The 22,986-nt window shown below is 71.1% G+C and carries 22 protein-coding genes; 5 read left to right on the top strand and 17 right to left on the bottom strand.

Features of this window, described 5'->3' with window-relative positions:
* Positions 1-117: 117 nt before the first annotated feature.
* The 9 genes from AB7F12_RS17985 to AB7F12_RS17945 all read right to left on the bottom strand — a co-directional run bounded on the left by AB7F12_RS17985 (position 118) and on the right by AB7F12_RS17945 (position 8,687).
* Positions 118-765 (bottom strand): maleylpyruvate isomerase family mycothiol-dependent enzyme, encoded by a 648-nt coding sequence (locus tag AB7F12_RS17985; protein ID WP_428497518.1) that lies wholly within the window; start codon positions 763-765, stop codon positions 118-120.
* 31 nt (positions 766-796) lie between these two features.
* On the bottom strand, positions 797-1,390 hold the full coding sequence (locus AB7F12_RS17980; protein WP_428497519.1) for a TetR/AcrR family transcriptional regulator: 594 nt from the start codon (positions 1,388-1,390) through the stop codon (positions 797-799).
* A 71-nt stretch (positions 1,391-1,461) separates the two neighbouring features.
* A complete protein-coding gene (locus tag AB7F12_RS17975) occupies positions 1,462-3,111 on the bottom strand; it encodes a PucR family transcriptional regulator (protein ID WP_428497520.1) in 1,650 nt (549 codons plus the stop codon).
* 21 nt (positions 3,112-3,132) lie between these two features.
* Positions 3,133-4,392 (bottom strand): M20 family metallopeptidase, encoded by a 1,260-nt coding sequence (locus tag AB7F12_RS17970; protein WP_428497521.1) that lies wholly within the window; start codon positions 4,390-4,392, stop codon positions 3,133-3,135.
* Positions 4,389-5,303 (bottom strand): DUF1028 domain-containing protein, encoded by a 915-nt coding sequence (locus tag AB7F12_RS17965; protein WP_428497522.1) that lies wholly within the window; start codon positions 5,301-5,303, stop codon positions 4,389-4,391. The genes AB7F12_RS17970 and AB7F12_RS17965 overlap by 4 nt, the downstream gene beginning before the upstream one ends.
* Positions 5,300-6,139 (bottom strand): alpha/beta fold hydrolase, encoded by an 840-nt coding sequence (locus AB7F12_RS17960; RefSeq protein WP_428497523.1) that lies wholly within the window; start codon positions 6,137-6,139, stop codon positions 5,300-5,302. The genes AB7F12_RS17965 and AB7F12_RS17960 overlap by 4 nt, the downstream gene beginning before the upstream one ends.
* A 48-nt stretch (positions 6,140-6,187) precedes the next feature.
* Positions 6,188-6,661: a YybH family protein gene (locus AB7F12_RS17955; protein WP_428497524.1), complete on the bottom strand. Its 474-nt coding sequence runs from the start codon at positions 6,659-6,661 to the stop codon at positions 6,188-6,190.
* Positions 6,658-7,698, bottom strand: a complete 1,041-nt coding sequence (gene fgd / locus AB7F12_RS17950; RefSeq protein WP_428497525.1) for a glucose-6-phosphate dehydrogenase (coenzyme-F420) — start codon at positions 7,696-7,698, stop codon at positions 6,658-6,660. The genes AB7F12_RS17955 and fgd overlap by 4 nt, the downstream gene beginning before the upstream one ends.
* 8 nt (positions 7,699-7,706) lie before the next feature.
* Complete coding sequence (locus tag AB7F12_RS17945; protein ID WP_428497526.1) at positions 7,707-8,687, bottom strand: LLM class flavin-dependent oxidoreductase; 981 nt, start codon at positions 8,685-8,687, stop codon at positions 7,707-7,709.
* 291 nt (positions 8,688-8,978) lie between these two features.
* Here AB7F12_RS17945 and AB7F12_RS17940 point away from each other — a divergent pair, with 291 nt between their 5' ends.
* The 5 genes from AB7F12_RS17940 to AB7F12_RS17920 all read left to right on the top strand — a co-directional run bounded on the left by AB7F12_RS17940 (position 8,979) and on the right by AB7F12_RS17920 (position 14,386).
* Positions 8,979-11,360: a xanthine dehydrogenase family protein molybdopterin-binding subunit gene (locus AB7F12_RS17940; protein ID WP_428497527.1), complete on the top strand. Its 2,382-nt coding sequence runs from the start codon at positions 8,979-8,981 to the stop codon at positions 11,358-11,360.
* Positions 11,357-12,238 carry an FAD binding domain-containing protein gene (locus AB7F12_RS17935; RefSeq protein WP_428497528.1) on the top strand — a complete coding sequence of 294 codons (882 nt, stop codon included), beginning with the start codon at positions 11,357-11,359 and terminating at the stop codon, positions 12,236-12,238. Before AB7F12_RS17940 ends, AB7F12_RS17935 begins: the two co-directional genes overlap by 4 nt.
* The gene (locus AB7F12_RS17930; RefSeq protein ID WP_428497529.1) at positions 12,235-12,744 is read left to right on the top strand and encodes a (2Fe-2S)-binding protein; all 510 of its coding nucleotides are present in this window, start codon (positions 12,235-12,237) and stop codon (positions 12,742-12,744) included. Before AB7F12_RS17935 ends, AB7F12_RS17930 begins: the two co-directional genes overlap by 4 nt.
* Before the next feature lie 565 nt (positions 12,745-13,309).
* Positions 13,310-13,660, top strand: coding sequence for a hypothetical protein (locus AB7F12_RS17925; protein WP_428497530.1), 351 nt, complete (start codon positions 13,310-13,312; stop codon positions 13,658-13,660).
* A 345-nt stretch (positions 13,661-14,005) separates the two neighbouring features.
* Positions 14,006-14,386 (top strand): YbaN family protein, encoded by a 381-nt coding sequence (locus AB7F12_RS17920; protein WP_428497531.1) that lies wholly within the window; start codon positions 14,006-14,008, stop codon positions 14,384-14,386.
* A 62-nt stretch (positions 14,387-14,448) separates the two neighbouring features.
* On the opposite strand, the gene AB7F12_RS17915 is transcribed toward AB7F12_RS17920, so the two are convergent.
* The 8 genes from AB7F12_RS17915 to AB7F12_RS17880 all read right to left on the bottom strand — a co-directional run bounded on the left by AB7F12_RS17915 (position 14,449) and on the right by AB7F12_RS17880 (position 22,979).
* Positions 14,449-15,537 (bottom strand): S-(hydroxymethyl)mycothiol dehydrogenase, encoded by a 1,089-nt coding sequence (locus AB7F12_RS17915; RefSeq protein ID WP_428497532.1) that lies wholly within the window; start codon positions 15,535-15,537, stop codon positions 14,449-14,451.
* 138 nt (positions 15,538-15,675) lie between these two features.
* Positions 15,676-16,737, bottom strand: a complete 1,062-nt coding sequence (locus AB7F12_RS17910) for a maleylacetate reductase (RefSeq protein WP_428497533.1) — start codon at positions 16,735-16,737, stop codon at positions 15,676-15,678.
* A gap of 2 nt (positions 16,738-16,739) precedes the next feature.
* Entirely contained in the window at positions 16,740-18,206 is a 1,467-nt protein-coding gene (locus tag AB7F12_RS17905) for an aldehyde dehydrogenase family protein (protein WP_428497534.1), read from the bottom strand.
* A gap of 75 nt (positions 18,207-18,281) precedes the next feature.
* A complete protein-coding gene (locus AB7F12_RS17900; protein ID WP_428497535.1) occupies positions 18,282-19,271 on the bottom strand; it encodes a hypothetical protein in 990 nt (329 codons plus the stop codon).
* Between the two features lie 51 nt (positions 19,272-19,322).
* Positions 19,323-19,850 (bottom strand): hypothetical protein, encoded by a 528-nt coding sequence (locus AB7F12_RS17895; RefSeq protein ID WP_428517047.1) that lies wholly within the window; start codon positions 19,848-19,850, stop codon positions 19,323-19,325.
* Positions 19,847-20,608 (bottom strand): hypothetical protein, encoded by a 762-nt coding sequence (locus AB7F12_RS17890; RefSeq protein WP_428502696.1) that lies wholly within the window; start codon positions 20,606-20,608, stop codon positions 19,847-19,849. The genes AB7F12_RS17895 and AB7F12_RS17890 overlap by 4 nt, the downstream gene beginning before the upstream one ends.
* Complete coding sequence (locus AB7F12_RS17885; protein ID WP_428517962.1) at positions 20,605-22,110, bottom strand: VWA domain-containing protein; 1,506 nt, start codon at positions 22,108-22,110, stop codon at positions 20,605-20,607. Before AB7F12_RS17885 ends, AB7F12_RS17890 begins: the two co-directional genes overlap by 4 nt.
* Positions 22,107-22,979, bottom strand: a complete 873-nt coding sequence (locus tag AB7F12_RS17880) for an AAA family ATPase (RefSeq protein ID WP_428502700.1) — start codon at positions 22,977-22,979, stop codon at positions 22,107-22,109. Before AB7F12_RS17880 ends, AB7F12_RS17885 begins: the two co-directional genes overlap by 4 nt.
* Positions 22,980-22,986: the final 7 nt, after the last annotated feature.

Below are 22,986 nucleotides of genomic sequence, written 5' to 3'. Positions count from 1 at the left end.
GGTTCGGACGGAACCGCCGTTCGGTCCCGGCGAACCGGGCAGGGTACCCGCTGCGCAGGGCGGGTCGCGAATGGACGGTCGGGTCGGCGGCACGATCGCGCGGGCCACCGCGACCGCTCACGGCGCCGAGGTCGCCGGCCGGTCGCGCAGGACGGCCGCGCCCGGCCCGGTCAGTTTCGTCAGCGCGACGGTGCGCCCGGTGAGCAGCATCAGCAGGGCTCCGACCGGTCCGCGGACCTCGTGCCCCTGTCCGACGGACCAGCCGATGTCGTCGGCGACCAACCGGTAGCCGGCAAAGGTCCGCCTCGCATGGAACATCCGGCCCCTTGACCACACCCGGTCCGCGCCGAGCGCGGCCAGCCGGGCCGGCATCGGCAGGTCGCGCCCGAGCGGCACGGCGATGTCCTGGCCGTGCACCAGGTAGTCCACCGCGGTCTCGCGGAACGTCACGGTCGGGAGGGGGTGCCAGACCCCGATCCGATCGCGGATCTCGTCGACGACGACCTCGACCGGCAGCTCGGCGTGGCGGCAGGCGGCGGTCCGGATCGCCCCGTTCATACCGCCGTGCCGGATCGTGTCCAGCACCGCGAGGGGCAGCTGTGACCAGCGGGTGTTCTGCAGTGCGACGTGCGCGGCCACCTGTCGTACGGTCCAGCCGTCGCACAGCGACTGCCGCTGCCAGTCCGAGGTCGACAGGCTCTCCAGCAGCGCCATCAGCTGTCGGCGGTGCTCGTCGATCGCGGTCCACGCCTCGCCGGGTTCCATCGGGGTTCTCCGTCCAGGGGCAGGCGGTCGGTCATCGGAGCCGACCGGGTGGAGCCTTCTCGTGCGTCGCGGTGAGTCCGAGCAGGGACTCCAGCAGAGCGGTGATCCTCTCGGTCGGGTCGAACGCCGGGTCCGGCACGGCGAGCTGGTGCAGGACCAGCCCGGTGACGAAGTCGCCGATCACGGGCACGTGCCCGGGATCGTGCGAGCCGATGGTGCGCAGCCACGTCGCGAACCAGGTTCCGACCTCGTTCCCGGTCTCGGCGACACGCCGGCGGATCGTGGGATTGTGGCCGGCCTCGACCAGGACGGCGTACCGGGCGAGGGTCAGGTGCCGATGGATACCCACGGCGTCATGCGCTGCTGCGGCGAGGACGCGCCCCAGCTCCGCAGGTGTCGTCGGATGGACGGTGTGGGCGACCGCCTCGAAGTTCTCACGTTCGCGAGCGGAGACCCGCTCGACGACCGCCTCGAGCAGCGCCTCCCGGGTGGAGAAGTAGTTCGCGGTGGAGCCGGCCGGCATGCCCGCCTCCGCGTCGACCGCGCGATGGGTCAGGGCGCGCATGCCACTCCCGCCGAGCACGCGGATGGCCGCGTCCAGCAGTGCGTCCCGGCGGCTCGCCACCAGCGGAGACTACAGCTGTTGTCTGATCCACAACAAGTGTTGTTCCCGGCGCCGGTCCGGCCGGGCCTGCCTCAGTCCGCTCCCGGGTCGGTCGCCTGCAGGCCGGTCTGCAGCTCCGGGTGTGCGGTGAACACGGCGACCTGGAGCTCCGCCACGAGGCGCTGGGTCGGGTCCTCGAGGTCGACGCCGAAGGCGTCGCGGAGCCGGGTGAGCCGGTACTTCAACGTGTTGCGGTGGACGTAGAGCGTGCGTGCCGCGGCGGTGAGGTCGCCACCGGCCTCGAAGAACGCCCGCAGGCTCGACAGGTACTCGGTTCCCCGGTCACGGTCACTCACCACCATGCCCGCGACGCCCCCCTGGAGGAGGCGGGGACGCTCCAGGACGAGCTCGGTCAGCTCGGACATCACGGCATCCGCGACGGAGTCCTCGAAGCAGACGACGCGCCGTTGCTCGTCGAGCAACGGCAGGTTGAGCAGGCGGTCGATGGCGCGGCGGGCATCGTGGATCTGTTCCACATCGGCGGTCTCCTCGCTGACGGCCGCGCGCAGGTCGACGCGGAGCTGGCGCGACGCCTGGCCGACGATCTCGTTGGCCAGGGCCGTGACCTCGCCCGCCGACCGCTCCTCGAGGACCGGGAACAGCGCGTAGATCCGCCCGTTGCAGGAGGTGACCGCTCCTCGCCGGTGTGTCGCCTCGACCCGCAGGGCGACCAGGTCCTCGAGTGGCCGGAGGGCGACCTGGCCGGCGGTCGGCCCCGGCTCCGGCCGGTCGCGGCTGAACGAGACGAGGCGGAACCGCAGCCCCTCGATGCCGAGCCGGGCCGCGACGGTCTCGGGGCTGCCCCGACCCGAGAGCACGTTGCGCAGGAGGTCACTGCGCAGGCGCCGGTCGAGGTCCTCGCTGATGCGGGAGCGGAGCAGCTGCAGGGCGGCGACGCGCGAGATCTCCGCCAGCAGGTCCTCGGAGTGCTGGTCGAGCTCCCGCTCGGACTCCGCCACCCAGATGTAGCCGAGGATGTCGGACCCTCCGCGGATCGCGGTGACCAGGCGCGTCGCGCCGTCCGGGGGCACCACACGGACGGGCCGCAGGCTCTGCCGGACCCGGGGGAGCACCCCGGTGGTCTCGCACCACGCGATGAAGTCCTTCGGCGGCCGGCGCTGCAGGATCGACTGCCGCCGGATTTCGTCGATCTCGTCGCCGAGACTGGAGAAGGCGATGACCTCCATCCGTTCGTCGTCGATGATGACCGGCCCCTCCAGGGCGGCGGCCGCCGAGTTGGCCAGGGCGAACAGGTCGCCGAACGGTACGCCGCGCTCGTCGGGGACGACTGCGGCCAGCGACGAGATCGACCGGCGTGCCAGCACGTGGAGCTGGTCCCACGACAACTCCGGGGCGATCGCCAGTACCGTCGCGTCGGTGGCGGTCGCCAGCTCACGCAGCCGGTCCCGTTCGGCGTCGTCCCGGATCTTGAACGCCAGCGTGATGTCGCGGCCCAGCAGCTTCATCAGCGGCTCGACGTCGGGGTCGTCCACCCGCACGCCGATCGCGAGCACCAGGTCGCCGCTGCTCGCCTGGGCCGCGGTCGAGGTGTCGTGGATGAGCACGGCGACCACGGGGACGCCGAGACCGGCGGGTGCGTGGACCACGTCGACGAAGTCGCCGCCGACGAGGCCGAGGAACGTGTCCAGCGTGAGCGCCGCGGTTCGCGACTGGGGTGTCATCCGGTTCTCCCTCCGTGGCGCTCAAGTCATACTGGGCGCCCCTCCGACCCCGGTGTCGAGGGAAGAACCTTCCCGACCGTCCCGCAGACGTTGCGTCCCCGTGAAGCTCGCGAAGATGTGAGCGTAGACCGCCACCGCGGTGACGAGGGAGTCCACGTCGACGTACTCGTCGACGGTGTGGGCCACCCCGAGCTCGCCGGGACCGAACACCACCGCCGGGATGCCGAGCTGGTTGCGCATGAAGCGGGCGTCGGTGGTGAAGGGCAGGCCGGTGACACCGGGCCTGCGGCCCGTCATCGCCTCGTAGGAGGCGCCGACGGCGGCGACGAACGGGTGTCCGGCGTCGATCTCCGACGGCTCGCAGAAGGTGTCGACGGCGAGGTCGTAGTCCGTGCCGGGGGACAGCCCGAGCGACGCGATCCGGTCGATGATGCCCCGTACGACGCTCTGCTCGGTGTCGCCGGGCAGCACCCGTCGGTCGATCTGCAGCTCGCACTCCTCCGGAACGACGTTGGGTCCGCTGCCGCCGCGGATGACCCCGACGTTGCAGGTCGTGGTCCCCAGCAGTGGGTGCGGGGTCTGGGGGAACTCGTTGTCGTGCAGGACCTGTGCGATTGCGGCGGCGCTGATGATGGCGCTGCGCCCCTTGGAGGGCTCGCTCCCGTGAGCGGGGACACCCCGGGTGGTGACGCGGGCGAACATGAGCCCGCGCTCGGCCAGGCACAGTGCCAGGCCGGTGGGCTCGGGATCGAGGCAGGCGTCGGCCCGGATCAGCCCCGCGCGCAGCAGCTCCGCGGTGCCCAGCTCGCCGCCGAGCTCCTCGTCGGCGACGAGATGGAAGGCGACCTCGCAGGGCAGGTCGAGCCCGATGCTGCGGCAGACCTGCAGCGCGGTGACGGCGGCGGCCACACCTCCCTTCATGTCGGCGGACCCGCGGCCGTAGAGCCGCCCGTCGTGCACCTCTCCGCCGAAGGGGTCGTGGCGCCACGCGTGGGGCCGCACCGGAACCGTGTCGACGTGCCCGTTGACCAGCAGGACCGGTTTCCCGCTGCGGGCACCGTCCCCGGTGGCGACCAGCAGGCTCTGGCGACCCGGCCGTGGCTCGACGATCCGGCCGGCCAGCCCCATGTCGTCGAACACACCGCGCAGGTGGGCGACGACCTCGGACTCGCCGCCGGGAGGGTTCTCCGACCGGATGCGGACGAGGTCGCGGGTGAGCGAGACGACCGCGTCGACGTCGACGGCCGCCCGGATCGTCCGGACGAGGGGTGCGGGCGTCATCGCAGCTTCTCCACCTGGGAGTGGTCGAGGAACCCGGCGTCGGCCAGCCGGCCGAGGAACTCGCCCAGCCGGGGGTTCGCCGACAGCGGCCCGGCGAGCTGGTCGCGAGCGGCGTCGAGATCCCCGGACCGGGCGAGCAGGACAGCACGCCAGAACTCGGCTTCGGGGTTGCCGACCATGACGCGCGCGGCGTCGGCGAGTCCGGCCAGGGCCCGGTCCCGGTCGCCGGCGCGGGGCTCGCCGTAGGGCCCGATCATCAGGCCCGGGGCGAACATGGTGCCGGAGACCGCGTCGAACGCGCGCCGGTAGCGCAGGAGACGCCGCAGCTCGGAGATCGGGTCCGGATGGTCCTCCACCCGCAGGTCGACCGGCCTGTGGTTCCAGGGCTCGGACGTGCGTTCCCCGCCGACGACGATCATTGCCGCGCCCTGGCTCCCGCGGATGTCCCCACCCGCGGCCTCGGCCGCCTCCATGGCACTCATCAGGCGTTCGGCGAGGTCGCCGGAGCTGCGGTGGTAAGCCGCGAGCATCTCGGTGAGGACACCGTCGTGCGCGAGCATGTTGCCCTGGACCGCCACGGGCCCGTCGACGAGGCTCCCGGCGGCGGCGATGCACGCGCCGCCGGTCCAGGCCGCCGCGTCACCCACGGCGCCGACCAGCCCGACCTGCCGGACCTCCGGATGGGGGTCGTCCGCGCGCAGACGGTCGAGTACGTCCGAGGCGGTCGCGCCGTCGGCGAGCAGCGCCATGCCCGTCCCGCCGTACCGACCGTCGATGAACGCCTGGGTGGCGATGGCGCCGACGCCCGGCTCGGCCCAGGTGACCCCGGCTCCGGGAGCGAAGAAGTGCGACTCGCAGGCCACGCCGAGGTGGCCGGTGGCCTCGTCGCGGGCGACGATCGAGTAGGTCATGACCCGTCCCCGGTGAGGCGATCGTGGAAGTCCCGGATCCCCGCCGCAGTGCCCGCCGGGTCCTCCAGCATCGGCAGGTGGCCGATGCCGGTCATCGTGCGGACGTCACCGCCGAACGCGGCGGCGAGCTCGTGGGCCATCGCCTCGGGGCAGGTCGGGTCGTGGGTGCCGACGAACACCCGCGCCGGCACACGCTCGGCGCGGGCGGCGAGGGCCGCCCCGGCGGGGCGGGAGTCGGCCACGACGAAGGTCGTGCGCAGGACCTCGACGACGGTGTCGAGGGGCCGGTCGCCGTCCGGACCGCCGGCGGCCAGCTCCACGAGCTCGGCGGCGGCCCCGGGCCGCGAGGCCGGGCCGAGGATGCCGGCCCCGTGCCGGCGGAACCACTCCCTGACACCGAGCGCGCGCAGGTCACGCTCGGTGTCGTCGATGGTCGCCTCGTCCCAGCCCACGCGCAGGGTGGCCCCGAACGCGGCGACGGAGGCGACCCGGCCGGGGGCCGCCAGCGCGAGCTCGGTCGCCACGGCGCCCCCGATGGAGCCGCACACGACGTGGGCCCGCTCCAGGCCGACGGCGTCCAGCACGGCGAGCGCGTCGGAGGCGTAGTCGGCCGGGAGGTAAGGGCCGCCCGGCGCCGAGTACCCGTGGGCCCGGTAGTCGACCGCGATCGCCGCCCGCGCGTCGCCGAGCTCACCTGCGACCGCCGACCACACGGCCGCGGCGGTGTTCACCGGGTGCAGGTACAGGATCGGAGTGGCACCCGGGTCACCCGGCCAGGCCAGATAGGACAGCTCACCGGCCTTTCCCGGTGTCGTGTGGCGTTCGGCGTGCGGCATCGCGCTGTTCTCCCGACTGCGTGGTGCTGGGGGTGGTCGTGCGGCGGCTCAGGTGTCCTGCGGGAACCGGGGGGCGTCGGGCGAGGCGATCGGCGAGGCGTGGAAGTGCCAGATCTTCCAGACCGGGTTGCCCTTCCCGTCGTCGCGCCGGTAGACCTCGGTCACGCGGAACACCAACGGCTCGGGGTCGGGCTCGAGGACGCCGGTGCCCTTGTCCCCGGAGACCTGGGCGCTCCAGTACGTGGTCAGATAGGCGAGGTTCCCCTCGGCGTGGACCTTCGGCTCCTCGACGATCTTCATATCGGACAGGTTGAAGCCGATCTGGTGCAGTCCCTCCCAGAGCCTCACCTTCTCATCGACGCTGTCGTACTGGTGGCCGTTGAGGTTGAACTGCAGGTACCCCGGGTTGGCGAAGTTCGGGTACATCTTCGCCTCGACGAGGTCGTTGTTCGACTCCAGCCAGGAGTGGTGGACCGCCAGGATCTCCTTGATGTCGTCCGGGTTGTTGACGTTGTCGGTCATGTCGTCTCCTCTGTTGGGGCCGGTCGGCGCTGCGCCGCGAGGGTGCGGAGCCGGGGTAGGACATCGGTGGCGAGCTGGTCGATGAAGCGGTGCTGGTCGTGGCCCGGGCCGTGGAACACCAGGTGGTCGAGGCCGGCGTCGAGATAGGGCTGGATCCGGGCCACCGCCTCGTCCGGGTCGGAGGCGACGATCCAGCGCCGGGCGATCTGCTCGATCGGCAGCTCGTCGGCGAGGCGTTCCATCTCGACGGCCGAGTCGACGGTGTGCTTCTGCTCGGCGCTCAGGGACAGCGGGGCCCAGAACCGGGTGTTCTCGAGGGCGACGTCGGGGTCACGGTCGTAGGACAGCTTGATCTCGATCATGCGGTCGATCGATGCCGGGTCGCGGGAACCCTTCTCGGCGCCCTCGGTGACGGCGGGCATCAGCGTGTCGGTGTAGAGGTCCATGCCCTTGCCCGATGTGCAGATCATGCCCTCGCCCTGGCGCCCGGCCCAGCGGGCCACCATGGGCCCCCCGGCCGCGACGTACACCGGGACCGGCTTCTCCGGGCGGTCGTAGATCGAGGCGTTGACCAGCTGGTAGTACTCGCCCTCGAAGTCCACCGCCTCCTCGGTCCAGAGCAGGCGCATGAGCCGGACGGACTCACGCAGCCGGGCGAAGCGCTCCTTGAACTCCGGCCATTCGCGGCCGGACACGGCGATCTCGTTGAGCGCCTCGCCGGTCCCGACGCCCATGACGACGCGGTCGTCGTAGAGCAGCGCCATGGTGGCGAACGTCTGCGCCATGACGGCGGGGTTGTAGCGGAACGTCGGGGTGGTGACCGACGTGCCGATCAGCACCCGGTGGGTCCGTTCGCCGACCGCGGCCATCCAGGTCAGCGCCGACGGGGCGTGCCCGCCCTTGTGCCGCCACGGAAGGAAGTGGTCGGAGACCCAGACGCTGTCGAGCCCGACCTGCTCGGCCCGCACCGCGTACTCGACGAGGTCGCGAGGGCCGAACTGCTCGGCGGAGGCCTTGTAACCGAAGCGGAGGTCCATCGGCGTCCTCAGCCGAGCTGAGGAAGGACGGTCGACGCCGCGAGCTCGAGCTCGTCGAGTGCGGTGTCGGCGTTGACGGGTGACAGCACGACACTGGTGGCACCCGCCGCGCGCAGTGCCGCGATGCGGGCGGCGACCTCGTCGGGGTCGCCCGCGACCGCGAGGGTGTCGATCCACTCGTCCGGGAGGTTCTTCGCGAGCGTGTCGGGGTCCTGGAGCAGCTGCGCAACCTGGTCGTTGTAGCCGAATGCGCCGGTCAGGGGATTGTGCGGGCCGACGGCGGCGATATAGGTGGCCAGCGCGGGACGGACGGCCTCACGGGCCTGCTTCCCGTCCTTCGCGATGCTGAACAGCGCGAAGGTCGGCACGAGGTGGTCGGTACGCCCCGACTCGGCCATGCCCTCCCCGATGTGACCGAGGGCGTTCTCGAGGTACGTCGTCCCCGCCAGCACGCTCATGACCGTGCCGTCGGCGATCTTCCCGGACAGCCGCAACGACTTGGGGCCGAGTACGCCGGTCAGGATCGGGACCCGGCCCTCGACCGGATGGGTCGGCGCCACCGCGTTGAAGGTGAACTGCTTGCCCTGCCGGTCGACCGTCTCCCCGGCGAGCAGCGCGCGGACCCCCTCGACGCACTCCGTCAGTGCCGACAGCGGGGACTTCGCGGTGATCCCCATCTGGTCGGTCCAGAACGGGACGCCGTGCCCGATCCCGGGCAGGAAACGGCCCGGGTGGGCCCGCGCCAGCGTGGCGATCTCCATGGCCGTCACGGCGGGGTGGCGGGCCACGGAAGCGACGATGCCGAGCCCGACCTTGACCCGCTCCGTCGCGCCGAGAGCCAGGCCGGCGCCGGTGAAGCCGCCGTAACAGAAGTAGTCCTCTGCCATCCACACCTCGCCGTAGCCGAGGCTCTCGGCGGCGGCGGCGAGGGCCGGAATGCGTTCCGGCGGGGTCGACGTGGCGACGAAGACGCCGACTGGGGCAGTCACACTCATGGAGGTCCTCCAGAAGCGACGGGCCGCTCGTGGGCGGCGCGTCGCGGTCGACGGTCGGAACGATGACGGCGCACCGTCGGTCGCCGCCGAGTCTCCGCGTCGCCGCGGTGGCGGGCAATTGACGGTGTGACGAACTCGGGCCCGCAGCTTCGGGCGATCCGTCAATGGACACCGCGGTGATCAGCCTCGACGCTGACTCGCATCGGAAGACCTGGCCGTCCTGGTCCCACGGATGTGCACTCGCCGTCGCCGGGTCGTCCCACCACCACTGCTGAAGGGCGGATCGTGACTCAGCAACAGGCACCTCCCGGACTGATCGGCTCTCGGGTGCGCCGCAAGGAGGACCCCCGCCTGCTCACCGGCCGGGCCCAGTTCGTCGACGACGTGGTACTGCCGGGCCTGCTGGAAGCGGCGGTCCTGCGCAGCCCGCATCCGCACGCCCGGATCCGCAGCATCGACGTCGGTGCGGCGCTCGAGCTGCCGGGCGTGTTCGCCGTGATCACCGGCCAGGAGGTCCGGGAGGCCTGCGCCACCCCGCAGCCCGTCGTGTGGCGGATGATCCCCGACCAGCGGATGACCGACCAGTACGCACTGGCCGTCGACAAGGTCCGCTACGTGGGGCAGGCGGTGGCGGCCGTGGCCGCGGTGGACCGCTACGTGGCCGAGGACGCCCTCGGGCTCATCGAGGTGGAGTACGAGGTACTGGAACCGGTGGTGAGCCTCGACGACGCTCTCGCCGAGGGCGCCCCACTGCTCCACGAGGACTGGCCGGACAACATCAGCTGTCGCCAGACCATCCCCAAGGGAGACGCCGCCGCGGCGTTCGCGGAGGCCGACGTCGTGGTCACGGAGACGCTGACCTACGGCAGGCAGATGGGCACCCCGCTGGAGACCCGCGGTGCCGTCATGTCCTGGGACCCGTTTACCGACCAGCTCGACGCCTGGATGTCCACGCAGTCCCCGAACCTGACCCGGGACCTCCTCGGCGAGGTGCTGGGACTGCCCGTCGACCACATCCGGGTGCGGACGCCGCACGTCGGCGGCGGGTTCGGCAACAAGTTCGACTTCTACGGCGAGGAGGTCGTGGCCGCGCTCCTGTCCAAGCGCACGGGCCGCCCCGTCAAGATCATCGAGGACCGGCTGGAGAGCTTCGTCGCCAACGCCCACTCCCGGGAACAGCGCATCGAGGTATCGGTCGCGGCGAAGTCCGACGGAACGATCATCGGCATGCGCGGAACGGTCTGGGCCGTGCTCGGCGGCCAGCTCGCCACCGTCGGCATCGGCCCCTGCTGGCTGTCGATGGCCGTGATGGCGGGCCCCTACGACATCCCGAACGTCGAGGCCACCGTCGTCGGCGTCGTCACCAACCGCTCCCCCTACGGGTCCTACCGCGGCTGGGGCCAGCCGAAGGCGAACTTCGCCCACGAGCGCATCATCGAGAGCCTCGCCCGCGAGCTCGGCATGCCCGCCAACGAGGTCCGCCGCCGCAACCTCATCGCGCCGGACAAGTTCCCGTACCCGAGCCAGGTCTTCTACTACGACAGCGGCAACTACGCCGAGTGCCTCGACATGGCCGAGAAGGCCGTCGCCGAACGCGGCTGGGCCGGGCGCCGGGCCGCCGCCGCCGCCGAGGGCCGCTCCCTGGGCATCGGATACTCGTTCCACATCGAGATCAGCGCCCTGGGACCCAGCAAGATCATGAACCAGGCCGGGCTCCAGCACTCCTCCTTCGACGAGGAGGTCGTGCGGATCGACTCCGCCGGGGGCGTCACCGTCCGGACCGGGCTCTCGGCGATGGGCCAGGGCATCGAGACCGCGCTCGCGCAGGTCGCGGCGCACACCCTCGGCGTCCCCCTCGACACCGTGAAGGTGCTGCACGGCGACACCGAGACCAACCCGTTCACCGGCTACGGCACCGGCGCCAGCCGGGGCGCCGCGCTCGGCGGGGGAGCGTTGCTCCGAGCCGCCGACCGGCTGCGGGACAAGGTTCTGCGCATCGCCGCCCACATGCTCGAAGCCTCCCCGGACGACCTCGAGATCACCGACGGCGTGGTCGCCGTCAAGGGCGCCCCCGGCGGACCGTCGGTGACGATGCGCGAGATCGGGGACGCCGCCTACCGCAGGCTCGACGGCAAACTCCCCGACGGGGAGGACCCGACGCTGGAGGAACGTGACGTCCTCGACCCCGACAACGTCGCCTTCTCCTACGGCACGACAGCGGTCCTCGCCGAGGTGGACCGCGAGACCGGCCGTGTGGACCTGCTGGACTACCTCCTGGTGCACGACTGCGGCACCGTCATCAACCCCATGATCGTCGACGGGCAGCTCCACGGCGGTGCGACGCAGGGAATCGGTGGCGCACTGTACGAGGAGATCGTCTACAGCCCCGACGGTCAGCCGCTGACCACGACGTTCATGGACTACCTGATCCCGACGGCCAGCGAGGTCCCGACCTTCGAGACCCTGCACATGAGCACGACCGCCGACCACATCCCCGGCGGTTTCAAGGGAATGGGGGAGGCCGGGACCATCGGCGCGGCCTCGGCGATCACCGCCGCGATCGAGAACGCCGTCCCCGAGCTCGACCTGCGCCTGACCAGGCTGCCGGTCACCCCGCCGCGGTTGCTGGCCGCCCTCACGGCCGCGACGTCCGAGGAGCAGTCATGAAGCCCGCACCCCTCGACCACGTCCGCGCCTCCAGCCTGGACCACGCGATCGAGTCCCTCGTGGCCGGAGACGGTGACGCGAAGATCCTCGCAGGCGGACAGAGCCTCGTGCCGCTGCTCGCCATGCGGCTCGCCCAACCGGCCACGCTGGTCGACCTGGGCGGACTCCGCGACCTCGACTACATCCGCGACGACGGCAGCCACGTGGAGATCGGCGCCATGACACGCAGTCGCGTCGTCGAGACCTCTCCGATCGTGGCCGGGGCCCTCCCGCTCCTGCCGGCCGCGCTGCGCCACGTCGGACACGTGACGATCCGCAACCGCGGCACCCTCGGCGGCAGCGTCGCCCACGCCGACCCGGCGGCCGAGGCCCCCTCCGTGCTCCGTGCCCTCGACGCGGAGATCGTCGCCACCGGGCCGGCGGGCCGCCGCACCATCCCCGCGGCGGACTTCTTCCAGGGCTTCCTGCTCAGCGCCCTGGACGCGGACGAGATCCTCACCGCGATCCGGATCCCCCGACAGCCCGCGGGATCCGTCGTCGCCGTGGAGGAGTTCGCCCGCCGCCACGGGGACTTCGCGCTGGTCGCGGTCTTCGGAACCGCCCGGCTCGGCGCGACCGGGGAGATCGAGGACATGCGCATCGGGGTGGCCGGCGCCGCGAGCACACCCCTCCGTGCGGAGGCCGCCGAGCGGCTCCTCGTCGGCCGGTCACCCACCCCGGACGTGGTCGCCGCGGCCGCAGCCGCCGTCGCCGAGGCCACCGACCCGGCGGAGGACATCCACGCCCCCGCCGAGTACCGACGACACCTCGCAGAGGTCCTCACCAGGCGATGCCTGAACCGCCTGTTCACCCACGCCGAGAGGAACGCGGCCGCATGAGCACCCCGACCCGAACCGGCGCCAGCGTGTCGATGACCGTCAACGGCGAGCAGGTCGACCGGCACGTCGACCCCCGGCGCACACTGGCGGACTTCCTGCGCAAGGACTGCGGCGCCACCGGCGTCCACCTCGGCTGCGAGCACGGCGTCTGCGGGGCGTGCACCGTGCTGCTCGACGGCCGCACCGCCCGCTCCTGCTGCACCCTCGCCGTCCAGGCCGAGGGCGCCGCCGTCACGACCGTCGAGGGCATGGCGGACGGAGCCGATCTGCACCCCCTGCAGGAGGCCTTCTGGAAGCACCACGGCCTGCAGTGCGGGTTCTGCACACCGGGGATCCTGCTCACCGTGCAGGAGCTGCTGGCGGACAACCCCGAGCCCAGCGACGAGGAGATCCGCGAGGGCATCTCCGGCAACATCTGCCGCTGCACGGGCTACCAGTTCATCGTCGACGCCGTCCGCGACGCAGCCGCGATCCTGCGCGGCGAGAAGGCCGCCGGGGCGAAGTAGCGTCTGCTCCGCCTCGGAGCGAGCCGCGTCGCCGTCGCGCACCCGGCCCGGCGGCGGCGCGGACCCGGGCGGCTCACCACCTCGTGGGGCTGCGAGCTCCCCCGCGCCTGCACCGACTCCGTTCGTGGCCGTCGACCAGCACAGAGCGGGGGCCTCGGCAGCAGTGCTGCGGCCCAGCGCCCAGACTTCTGCAGCGGCGTGCCGCGCGGCGTGGCTCGCGCTCCCGGAGGGGAGGGCGAACGCCGCGGCGCAGGTCCGAACTAGGGGCGATGGCCTCATTGACCGGCGTTGTCCGGCCCGGGACCCTCGATCGACGGGGCGAGGTCGGCCTGCGCGCTCCATGGGCCGCAGGCCCGTCCGCCCATCGACGCGCCCCCCCGGAAGGGGTAGGCCCTCGACCGGAGGGAGGCCACATCGGACCACGCGGAGAGTTGTTCGAGGAGAACCGGTGCCCGAACGCAACCCGATGTGCCGTCGGCCAACGGGGCAGTAGGCTGATACGCGATCACCTCTCCGACATCCTGAGTAGGGACCATCCCCATCCGGGTTGGCGACGGAGGTTCAAATGCCTGAGACACACGCGTGCGGGCCCGACAGCGACGACGCGTTCTTCACCGCGTTGGCTGAGGTCTTCGACAGGTTCCCGGACAAGTTGCGGCAGTACGCCGTCTCCTGCGTCGATCACGAGACGGACATCATGAAGATCGACTTCGACAAGCAGACGGCGATCGCACGCATCGAGGACGGGAAGGTCGTCGAGCGGTTCGCCGATCGGGGCGGGGAGGAACTGGCAGCGGGGCTGATCTGCTGCAAGTGGTGGCGGTCGAGTGACAACACCTGGGAATGTCTCAAGCGTTGGGACCACGCCGTGACAGGCGTACCTGTCGACGAGAAGGTCCTCAAACCGCCGGGATGACGCGACGTGGCTCTTCGGCTGCGCCTGACGTCGACGTCGTCGGTGCCTGCTGCTCGGGGCAGGAGGCGATGACCATGGCGCAGCCAGGAGCGGCCCGACTTCATCCGTGCCGGGCGCCGACCGCTCGGCGAACGTCGGCAGACCCGGACCGGAGTGGCCGGCCGCCGACGTCCCGGCGGCTGCGCTCACGGTGTCGAGACGGCGCTCCATCTCGACCGGACGTCGTGAACGGAAGCGGGCGATCACCGTTTTCAAGCGGTTCCTGTGAACGTAGTTCTCGTCGCCACCTATTCGGTTCCGGTCACCGCGGAACTGTTGCCGAGAAGGGGGGCATACAATTCAGGAATGTCCCGGTCCAGGCGTTTCGGATGGGCGTGGTGGCTTCTGGCGCACCTTGCTCTCGCTCTCGGTCTCGTCGGGATTGTCGTTCCGCTGCTCCCGACCGTGCCGTTCATCCTGCTCGCCGCCTACGCCGCTGCCCGAGGCTCCGACGGCCTGCACCGCCGGCTGCTGGCGCACCGACGGTTCGGACCCGCAATTCGAGACTGGCAGGCGCACGGCACCGTCAGTCGCCGTGCGAAATGGCTTGCCAGCGGTGTGATGGCGGTCAGTGCAATCATCATGGTGGTTTTCGCGACGCGGTGGTGGATCGCTGCGGCAGGAACGGCGATCATGGGCGTCGTCGCGACCTGGCTCTGGCTGCGCCCGGAACTGACGCAAGGCTGAGCCGGTCGCTTCTGTCACACCGAACGAGAACGCCCCGGACGGACGACGGAATCGACACGGCGTCAGAGGACCAGGACCGAGCGCAGCACATCGCCGTGATGCATCTTCTCGAACGCGGTCTCGATGTCGTCGAGCCCGATCTCCTCGGTCACGAACTTGTCGAGCGGGAGCCGTCCTTGCAGGTGCAGGTCGACGAGCATCGGGAAGTCCCGCGAGGGCAGGCAGTCGCCATACCAGGACGACTTGAGTGCCCCGCCGCGGCCGAAGTAGTCGATCAGCGGCAGTTCGGGGGCCATCACGTCCGGCATCGGGACTCCCACCAGCACGACGGTGCCCGCGAGGTCGCGAGCGAGGAAGGCCTGCCTGTACGTGTCGGGCCGGCCGACCGCGTCGACCACGACGTCCGCACCGAACCCCCCGGTCGCGGCCCGGATGGCCTCGACCGGGTCCTGCGAACGGGCGTTGACGGTGTGGGTGGCGCCGAACCCGCGCGCCCACTCCAGCTTCCGGTCGTCGGTGTCCACGGCGATGATCGTGGACGCGCCCGCCAGGGTCGCGCCTGCGATGGCCGCGTCGCCCACCCCGCCGCAGCCGATGACGGCGATGGAGTCGCCACGACCGATGCCACCGGTGTTGATCGCCGCGCCGATGCCGGCCATGACGCCGCAGCCGAGCAGGCCGGCGACCTGCGGTCTCACGGCAGGGTTGACCTTGGTGCACTGCCCGGTGGCGACGAGGGTCTTCTCCGCGAACGCGCCGATGCCCAGCGCAGGGGAGAGTTCCCTGCCCGACGTGAGAGTCATCTTCCGGGTGGCGTTGTGGGTGTTGAAGCAGTATTGGGGCTTCGCCTTCAGGCAGGCGCGGCACTGTCCACAGACGGCGCGCCAGTTGAGGATCACGAAGTCGCCGGGCGCGACGTCGGTGACCCCGTCACCGACGGACTCGACGACCCCGGCGGCCTCGTGGCCGAGCAGGAACGGAAAATCGTCGTTGATCCCGCCGAGCTTGTAGTGGAGATCGGTGTGGCAGACCCCGCAGGCCTGCACCGCCACCACAGCTTCGCCCGGACCCGGGTCCGGAACGACGATCGTCTCGACCGAGACCGGCTTGCCCTTCTCCAGGGCCACGACCCCGCGAACCTTCTGCGACATGGGAACCTCTCAGTTCGGTTGTGCTGTGACGACCGGGAGTGTGTGGCGCAACTCGGATGCCAGGCAGCGGCTCGCCGAGTCGAACGGGTGGGTGGCTGTCGGCGGTGTCTGCCCGGGAAGGCCTGCCATCGCTGCCTCTCAGGTCGACGGGGCGTCACCCGCCAGGGCGCGGTGGAGAATCCCGCGGACGGCGGGTTCGTCGACCGCACGCGGATTGATCGGGCGGCCGCTGACGATCTCTGCCACTGCGCGGTCGACGAACTCGACGCGGAATCCGACGTCGGCCAGGCTGGTGGGCGCACCGATCCGCCGCGCGAGGTCCCAGACCCCGCGGGCCGGATCGGTGGTTCCGAGCGCACGGCGGAGCCTGTCCGCGGCATCCGGAGCGGCCGCAAGGTTGAAGGCCGTGACCGATGACAGCACTGCGGAGTGCATCGGCGCGTGGGGGAGGTCGAACGCCCCGCCCAGGACGTGGCAGATCTTGTGGTGCAGACCCATGGTGGCGACACCGAGGACGGTCCCGGCGAGCCAGGCGCCGTACAGCGCGTCGCTACGCGCTTGCGGGTCGGACGGGTCATGGACGACACGAGGTAGTGCGTCGGCGAGGGCGCGGACGCCTTCCGCGGCCTGGAGGAGGGTGATCGGCGACGCGTCCGGTGCGTAGAGCGCTTCGACGAGATGGGCCAAGGCGTTCATCCCGCTGGCCGCGGACAGGTGCGCCGGCAGGGAGAGGGTGAGGTCCGGGTCGTAGATCACGGTGCGGGGCAGTACCCGGCGATCGCGACCGGTGGTCTTGCGGGCGCCATCGGTCACGCCCCAGATCGGGGTCATCTCGCTGCCCGCGTAGGTGGTGGCGACGGCCAGGATCGGCAGGTCCGTCCTGAGTGCGACGGCCTTGGCGAGGCCGGTGGCCGAGCCGCCACCGACGCTGAGCAGCAGATCGGCGTCCGCGGCGCGCGCCCGGCTCGCCGCCTCCGTGGCGACGTCGGCGGGAACGTGCATCACGACCTGTTCGAGCCGTTCGACGACCGCGGCGCCGAGGCGGTCGGCAATGTCGTCGGCATAGCGTTTCTCGTAGCCGCCGGCGATCAGCACTATCCGCTGCGCAGCCAGTCGCTCGACCTCGGCGGGAACCCGGGCGAGCGCGCCGCGGGCGAAGACGACCCGAGCGGCGGGAACGTCGTGGACGAAGTCCTGCACGGTCAGCCCCCCGAATAGAATGCGGGCAGGTCGGCGTCCACGTTGATCCACACCGACTTCGGGTCGGTGTAACCGTGCATGGCTTCGAAGCCCATATCGCGTCCGTAGCCGGAGCCGGCTACTCCTCCGAAAGGGGAGCCGGGGTTGACGCGTTTGTAGGAGTTGACCCAGACCATGCCTGCTCGGAGGTCGCGGGCGACTCGGTGCGCCCGGGAGAGGTCGCGCGTCCACAGACCTGCGCCGAGGCCGTACTCGGTGCCGTTGGCGATGCGGAGTCCTTCCGTCTCGTCGTCGAAGGTGTGGACCACGACGACGGGCCCGAAGACCTCTTCGGTGGCGATACGGTGGCCCGGTTCGGCGGATATGACGGTGGGGTCGAGATAGCAGCCGGCGGCCAGGTCCGGGTCAGCAGGGGCAGTGCCGCCGGTGAGGACCGTGCCTCCCTCGTCGGCGGCGATCCTCAGGAAGGACTGGACCCGGTCGCGGTGGGCGGGGCTGGTCAGCGGCCCCATCTCGGTGGCGGGGTCCTTGGGGTTGCCGACACGGATGGACCGGGCGAGCGCGGTGAACCGTTCGAGGAACTCGTCGGCAATGGCGGCGTGCAGGATCAGCCTGCTGCCGGCGATGCAGGCCTGTCCCTGGTTGTGGAAGATCGCGAAGGCCGAGCCGGCGACGGCCGCAGCGAGGTCGGCGTCCTCGAACACGATGTTCGCCCCCTTCCCGCCGAGCTCGAGCTGGACGCGCTTGAGGTTGCCGCCACTGGCCGCGACGATGGACCGCCCGACGGGAGTCGAGCCGGTGAACGCGACCTTGGCGATCCCGGGGTGGCCGGCGATGCGCGCGCCGGCAGTGGCCCCGTAGCCCGGCACGATGTTCACGACGCCGTCGGGAAGCCCGGCCTCGGCGAGCAGCTCGCCGATGCGGAGGCTGGACAGCGGAGTCAGCTCGGACGGCTTGAGCACGACCGTGTTGCCCGCTGCGAGTGCGGGCCCGAGCTTCCAGCTGGTGAACATCACCGGGAAGTTCCACGGCACGATCTGCCCGACGACGCCGAGCGGGCGGCGGTCGACGTAGTTGAGAAACCCGCGTTCGACGGGTATCACGGTGCCCTCGACCTTGTCGGCCATCCCCCCGAAGTAGCGGAACGTGGCCGCGGTCCGGGGCACGTCGAGTCCGCGAGTGTCGCGTAGCGGGTGCCCCGTGTCCCGGGTCTCGAGCAACGCGAGGTCCGCGGCATGGTGTTCGATGAGGTCGGCGAGCCGCAACAGGATTCGGCCGCGTTCGGCGGCGGGGGTGTTGCCCCAGTCCGGGGCAGCAGCCGTGGCGGCGTCGACAGCGCGATCGACGTCGGCCTCGCGGGCCTCGGCGACCTCGGTGATCAGTGAGCCGTCGTGCGGGTCGTGCACGGCGATGCGGGCACCCGCGTCTCCGTCGACGAACTTTCCGCCGATCAACAGGCCGGTCTGCACGGTGGTCCTCTCAGGGGGTCTGGCCGGAACGAGGGGCCACGGGCCCGCACGCCTCGTGCGGGCCCGCGGCCAGGATCAGAAGTCGATCGGGTAGGTCGGGGTCTTGCCGCTGGCGATGAGGTCCGGGATCTCCTCGCCGGCGTTCTCCCAGACCAGCAGCATCGACCGTTTCGGCGAGTAACCCTGGTGGCGGATGTCGGCGGGCATGGCACAGACGTCGCCGGGCTTCATCAGCACGCGCGCACGGACGCCTCCGCTCTCCCGGTCCTCGACCTCCCAGGTGATCTCGTCGGTGAGTTGGAGGAACCACTCGACACGATCGTTGCCGTGGACGATCGGCAGGATGTACTCCTCGGTGGTCGGGCAGAAGAGCGAGTCCTTGCAGACGCTCACGACCGACGGGTTCCAGGTCACCTGGGATCGGGAGAGGTAGGCGAACAGGCTGAACGCGGCGACCTCGGACTCGAAGCCCGGTTCCGCCTCCACCAGCGGCTCGTCCTGAGGCACGTCGGCGAAGTGCCGGTTGACAGGGTGCCCGTTGTCGTCCGAGCGCAGACCCTCGTCACCGGGGACGGCAACCATCCGCTTCGCGCTCACCCTGTGCCGGGTGATGGCGGCGCGGTTCTCGCCGTTCTTCACCCCGAACGCCGATCCGGTCTCGTGCGGCGAGGCGAAAGGGTCGAAGGTCGAGTTGGTCCAGTCGTCGAGCATCTCGCTGAACGTCGCTCGAACGGCGGGTGTCTCGACGTTCTCGGTGTAGTCGAGCTCGGCCTTGCGGTACGCGTCGTTGAAGCGGCCGGCGAAGACATCGACTGTGCCGTAGTGGTTCAGCGTGCCGAACACACCGTCGAAGTTCACAGTGCCGTAGAAGAACTCCCACGCGACGTCGCGCTGCAGGGCGCGCAGGAACGCGTCGGCACTCATGATGTGGCTGCCGGTGGGCCACGTGATGTAGACGAAGTACTCGTCACGACGGAACCTGAACTCGCCGAGAGCGAAATCCCGGTAGCCGTACTCGTTGGCCTGTTCCGCGGCGACGTGCTGGCTGTCTCCGGTCGCGGTCATGAGCTGTCTGCTCCTTTCGAAGGGCAGGTGGTGGGGATCGGCCGATCCCCGCTAGACCTGGGCGATCTCCGCCCAGCGGAAGAGGGTGTCGGGTCCCACAGTGGTCTGCTGGATCATCACGGAGGCGGTCGGCGCGGTGAACCGATACGCGGCTCCTGCTGGTAGCAGGGCTTGATGGCCGCGGCGAGCGACGATGCGCCCCATCCGCCGACCGAGCGGCTCACCCTCGAGGGCGATGGAGCCGTGGGCGTCGGGGTGCAGCGGGCTCTGGTCCAGCTTGACGAGGTGGATCTCGACCTCCCCGTCCATGACCAGGACGAACTCGTCGTGAGCCGCGGTTCGCCAGCTGCTGACGCCCTCGGCCCGCACCGCCTCCAGGACGTACTCCATGTTGCGGCCGACAGCGACCTTCTCGTACGGCGCGGAGCGGCTGGCGACCTCGAACACGTTGGAGAAGGCGTAGTGCCGTGCGTCGTCGTTGATCAGCTCCAGCCGGCCCTTCGTGTAGGCGGCGAGTGAGCCGAACCGGGTCTCATAGCTGTCCGACTCACGGACGGCCGACGTTGATGGCTGTGTCATGTATGTCCTCCGGCAGGTGTACAGCGGGATGTGGTCGGGACGAGTACCGGGCCGACCGTGACGGCCCGTAGCTGAGCGAGCAGGTCCGAGGCATCGGCCTCGTCGGCGAGCAGGGCGCGCAGCGACCGCGCTCCGGCCGCGACCAGGTCGATCACGTGGTTCTGGGCATCGGAGAAGGTGCCGAACAGACCGGCTCGCCGTGGGTCGCGTTGCGCGCTGAGCCAGGGGTCACGGTTCAGGCGGGCCTCCGCCTCGCCCAGGGTGCGGCCGAACACGACCGGGACGTCGACGGAGAGCACCTGTTCCGGCGGAGCGGTCTGCCGGGCCCGGCGCAGACGGTCGGCGGTCTGGTCGCGGTCCGGGCTGCGGACGATCCGTGTGGCGGGCAGCGGGTGGTGCCCTCTGACGACCACCCGTCGAGCCGCGGCGTCCTCCCCGCCCAACGCGGCGATGAGAGGCCCGGCCAGGTCGTGGGCGTCGACCTCGATCAGCACCCGGGAACGCGACGGGTGGTTCCGGTACTGCGCAAGCCAGGACAGGTGCGGCCCCGCCGGCCCGAACACCACGCCGACACGGGCCGGTCCGGCCGCGCTCACCAGTGCGTCGAGCGTCTCCAGAGCACCGTGGTGTGGTGGTTCGTCCCAGGTGAGCCAGGCGGCCGTGTAGCCGAGCCGTGCTGCCAGCCGGCACAGCTGTTCCTGGCGCGGCAGGGGCATCCCCGCGCGCAGTGTGACTTCCAGACCTATCGGTGTGCTCACCGCGGGACTTCTGCCCGGTCGGCGATCGAGGCGACGCAGTTCTCGAGTTGACGCAGGGTCGACACCTCGTGCACACCGGTGCAGTACTGCGCGTAGAGGCCGATGCTGGAGTCACCGGTGTCCCAGTCCCGGCGTGGCTCCGGGTTGAGCCACCACACCTGCCGGGCCTGGTGCCCGAGCTCGGCGAGCTCACGGGTGGCCGGCGCACGGTCGTGGCTGCGGCCGTCACCGATCACCAGGACCGTGCTGCGACAGGTCGACGCGCCGCGCCAGGTTCGCGTGAACGCGTCGAACGCCGCGGCGTAGTCGCTGCGCCCGTCGCCGCTGACCAGGCCGCGATGCCGCAGCAGGCTGTCGACGTCGAGCAGTCCGGTCGACCGGTCCAGGATCTCGGTGATCTCGACGATCCCGTCGACGAACACCCAGGTGCGGGTACGCGTGAACTCGGCCTGCAGCGCCTTGAGCAGGGCCAACGCGAACCGGGCGTATCCGGCCATCGAGCCGGAGACGTCGCACAGCACGACCAGCTCCGGCCGGTGCCGGGTGAGCCGATGCAGCACGGGGTCTGCAGGGACCCCTCCGGTAGCCATGCTGCGGCGGATCGTGCCGCGCATGTCCAGGCTCCCGCTGCTGCGGCGACGGGCACGATGCAGCCGGGCGGCAACTCGCCGGGCGAGCGGACGCAGCGTCGCGCCGAGCTCTGCCAGCTCGTCAGCGGTCGCGTCGAGCAGCAGCCGGTCGTCCAGCGGTGGCGTCGCCTCGACAGGTGGGGGATCGAGCCGACGAGCCACGAGCTGCGTGAGCAACGTACGAAGCTCGTCGACCTGCTCACGCGCGGCTGCCGCCCGCAGCCGCCGGACCAGCGGGGACTCCTCGTCGCGGCCTTCGGCCAACAGCCGCCGCAGGATGTCGTCGAGGTCGAGGGCGCGCACGACCCGGGCCGTGTGGTGGGCGGTCGTCCCTGGGCCGGAGCCCAGACCGGCCCACCGGTCGACAGCCTGCGCGGCGCGCTTCCCGGCCTCCACCCGGTCCCGGTCGGCCAGCGCCCGGCTCAGTCGCTCCCGGAGCTGCTCCGCCGACTCGAGGTTCGTCCCCGACGGGCCCTCCGCGTCGTCCCGGTCGTCGTTTCGGTCACTGCCGCCCTGGTCGTCCGGCGAGCGGGGTGGCGGATCGATGCCGTCCGGTTCCAGGACGTGTGGGGTCTGTGCGCGCGGGTGGAGAAAGGTCTCGTCGAACGCGCGGGCGAAGACGACCTTGTGTGCTGCCTGCTTCACCAGGACACACCGGGTGATGGACCGTACGGTTTCCCGGTCGAGCATCTCGACGCCTGTGAGCGCGCGGAGCGCGTCTGCCGCCGCCTCGGACGAGACCGGCACGCCGCCCATACGCATCCGCGACACCAGCCGGAGCATGGCGTCGACGGGTGTCCTCGTCGCGTCGGTCTGCTCACCCAGCTCCCACGCGCTCCAGCTCTGGCGTCGCCTGCGCACCGTGCCGTTCACTCCGAACCCAGACCCAGATTCGTGAACGCCAGGGCGCGGTCGCTGCCGTGCTTGAGCACCGATCCCAATGAGGAACGCAGCGCCGCCGCATCGAGAGTCCTGTGCCCGAGGGCCAGTAGGGTGCGGGTCCAGTCGATGGTCTCCGCGATCGACGGTGCCTTGCGCAGCTCGATCCGGCGCAGGGTCCGCACCGCGTGCACGACCTGCGCGCACAGCACGTCCTCGACCTCCGGCACCTGGGAGCGGACGATGGCCTCCTCCCGGGCAGGGTCCGGGTAGTCCAGCTCCAGGAACAGGCAGCGACGGCGCAGAGCCTCGGACAGCTCACGGGTGGCGTTGGAGGTGAGCACGACCAGGGGGCGTCCGTTCGCCCGCACGGTTCCCAGCTCGGGGATGCTGACCTGGAAGTCGGACAGCACTTCCAGCAACAGAGCCTCCACCTCGACATCGGCCTTGTCCACCTCGTCGATGAGCAACACCACCGCGGTGCTCGCCCGGATCGCGCGCAGCAGGGGCCGCTCGAGGAGGTACTCCTCCCCGAAGACGTCCCCTGCGAGCTCGTCGAACGAGGCTCCCTCGTTGACCTGCAGTCGAAGCAGCTGCTTCTTGTAGTCCCATTCGTAGAGAGCGCGGGCCTCGTCGATGCCCTCATAGCACTGCAGCCTGATCAACTCGGCGTCGGCGACCCGGGCCAGCGCCTTGGCCAGCTCCGTCTTGCCGACGCCGGCCGGACCCTCGACCAACAGCGGTTTGCCCAGCCGAGCAGCGACGAACGCACTGACCGCGGTCTCGTCATCGGCGAAGTATCCGCACGCGGCAAGGCGCCTGGCCGCGTCGTCGACGTCGGTGAACAACGCTCCTGCGCCGATGTCGCGG

Origin of the sequence: Pseudonocardia sp. (assembly GCF_050250275.1) — a bacterium.
In the GTDB taxonomy this organism is placed as follows: Bacteria; Actinomycetota; Actinomycetes; order Mycobacteriales; family Pseudonocardiaceae; genus Pseudonocardia.
The sequence above is the reverse complement of the archived record's forward strand: the minus strand, read 5'-3'. Positions and strand labels throughout refer to the sequence as shown.

Coding starts and splice junctions, on each gene's coding strand:
- AB7F12_RS17925 (WP_428497530.1), top strand. CDS start 13,310: ATGCCTGAGACACACGCGTGCGGGCCCGACAGCGACGACGCGTTCTTC.
- AB7F12_RS17985 (WP_428497518.1), bottom strand. CDS start 765: ATGGAACCCGGCGAGGCGTGGACCGCGATCGACGAGCACCGCCGACAG.
- AB7F12_RS17955 (WP_428497524.1), bottom strand. CDS start 6,661: ATGACCGACAACGTCAACAACCCGGACGACATCAAGGAGATCCTGGCG.
- AB7F12_RS17935 (WP_428497528.1), top strand. CDS start 11,357: ATGAAGCCCGCACCCCTCGACCACGTCCGCGCCTCCAGCCTGGACCAC.
- AB7F12_RS17920 (WP_428497531.1), top strand. CDS start 14,006: ATGTCCCGGTCCAGGCGTTTCGGATGGGCGTGGTGGCTTCTGGCGCAC.
- fgd (WP_428497525.1), bottom strand. CDS start 7,698: ATGGACCTCCGCTTCGGTTACAAGGCCTCCGCCGAGCAGTTCGGCCCT.
- AB7F12_RS17900 (WP_428497535.1), bottom strand. CDS start 19,271: ATGACCGCGACCGGAGACAGCCAGCACGTCGCCGCGGAACAGGCCAAC.
- AB7F12_RS17975 (WP_428497520.1), bottom strand. CDS start 3,111: ATGACACCCCAGTCGCGAACCGCGGCGCTCACGCTGGACACGTTCCTC.
- AB7F12_RS17930 (WP_428497529.1), top strand. CDS start 12,235: ATGAGCACCCCGACCCGAACCGGCGCCAGCGTGTCGATGACCGTCAAC.
- AB7F12_RS17970 (WP_428497521.1), bottom strand. CDS start 4,392: ATGACGCCCGCACCCCTCGTCCGGACGATCCGGGCGGCCGTCGACGTC.
- AB7F12_RS17915 (WP_428497532.1), bottom strand. CDS start 15,537: ATGTCGCAGAAGGTTCGCGGGGTCGTGGCCCTGGAGAAGGGCAAGCCG.
- AB7F12_RS17960 (WP_428497523.1), bottom strand. CDS start 6,139: ATGCCGCACGCCGAACGCCACACGACACCGGGAAAGGCCGGTGAGCTG.
- AB7F12_RS17965 (WP_428497522.1), bottom strand. CDS start 5,303: ATGACCTACTCGATCGTCGCCCGCGACGAGGCCACCGGCCACCTCGGC.
- AB7F12_RS17895 (WP_428517047.1), bottom strand. CDS start 19,850: ATGACACAGCCATCAACGTCGGCCGTCCGTGAGTCGGACAGCTATGAG.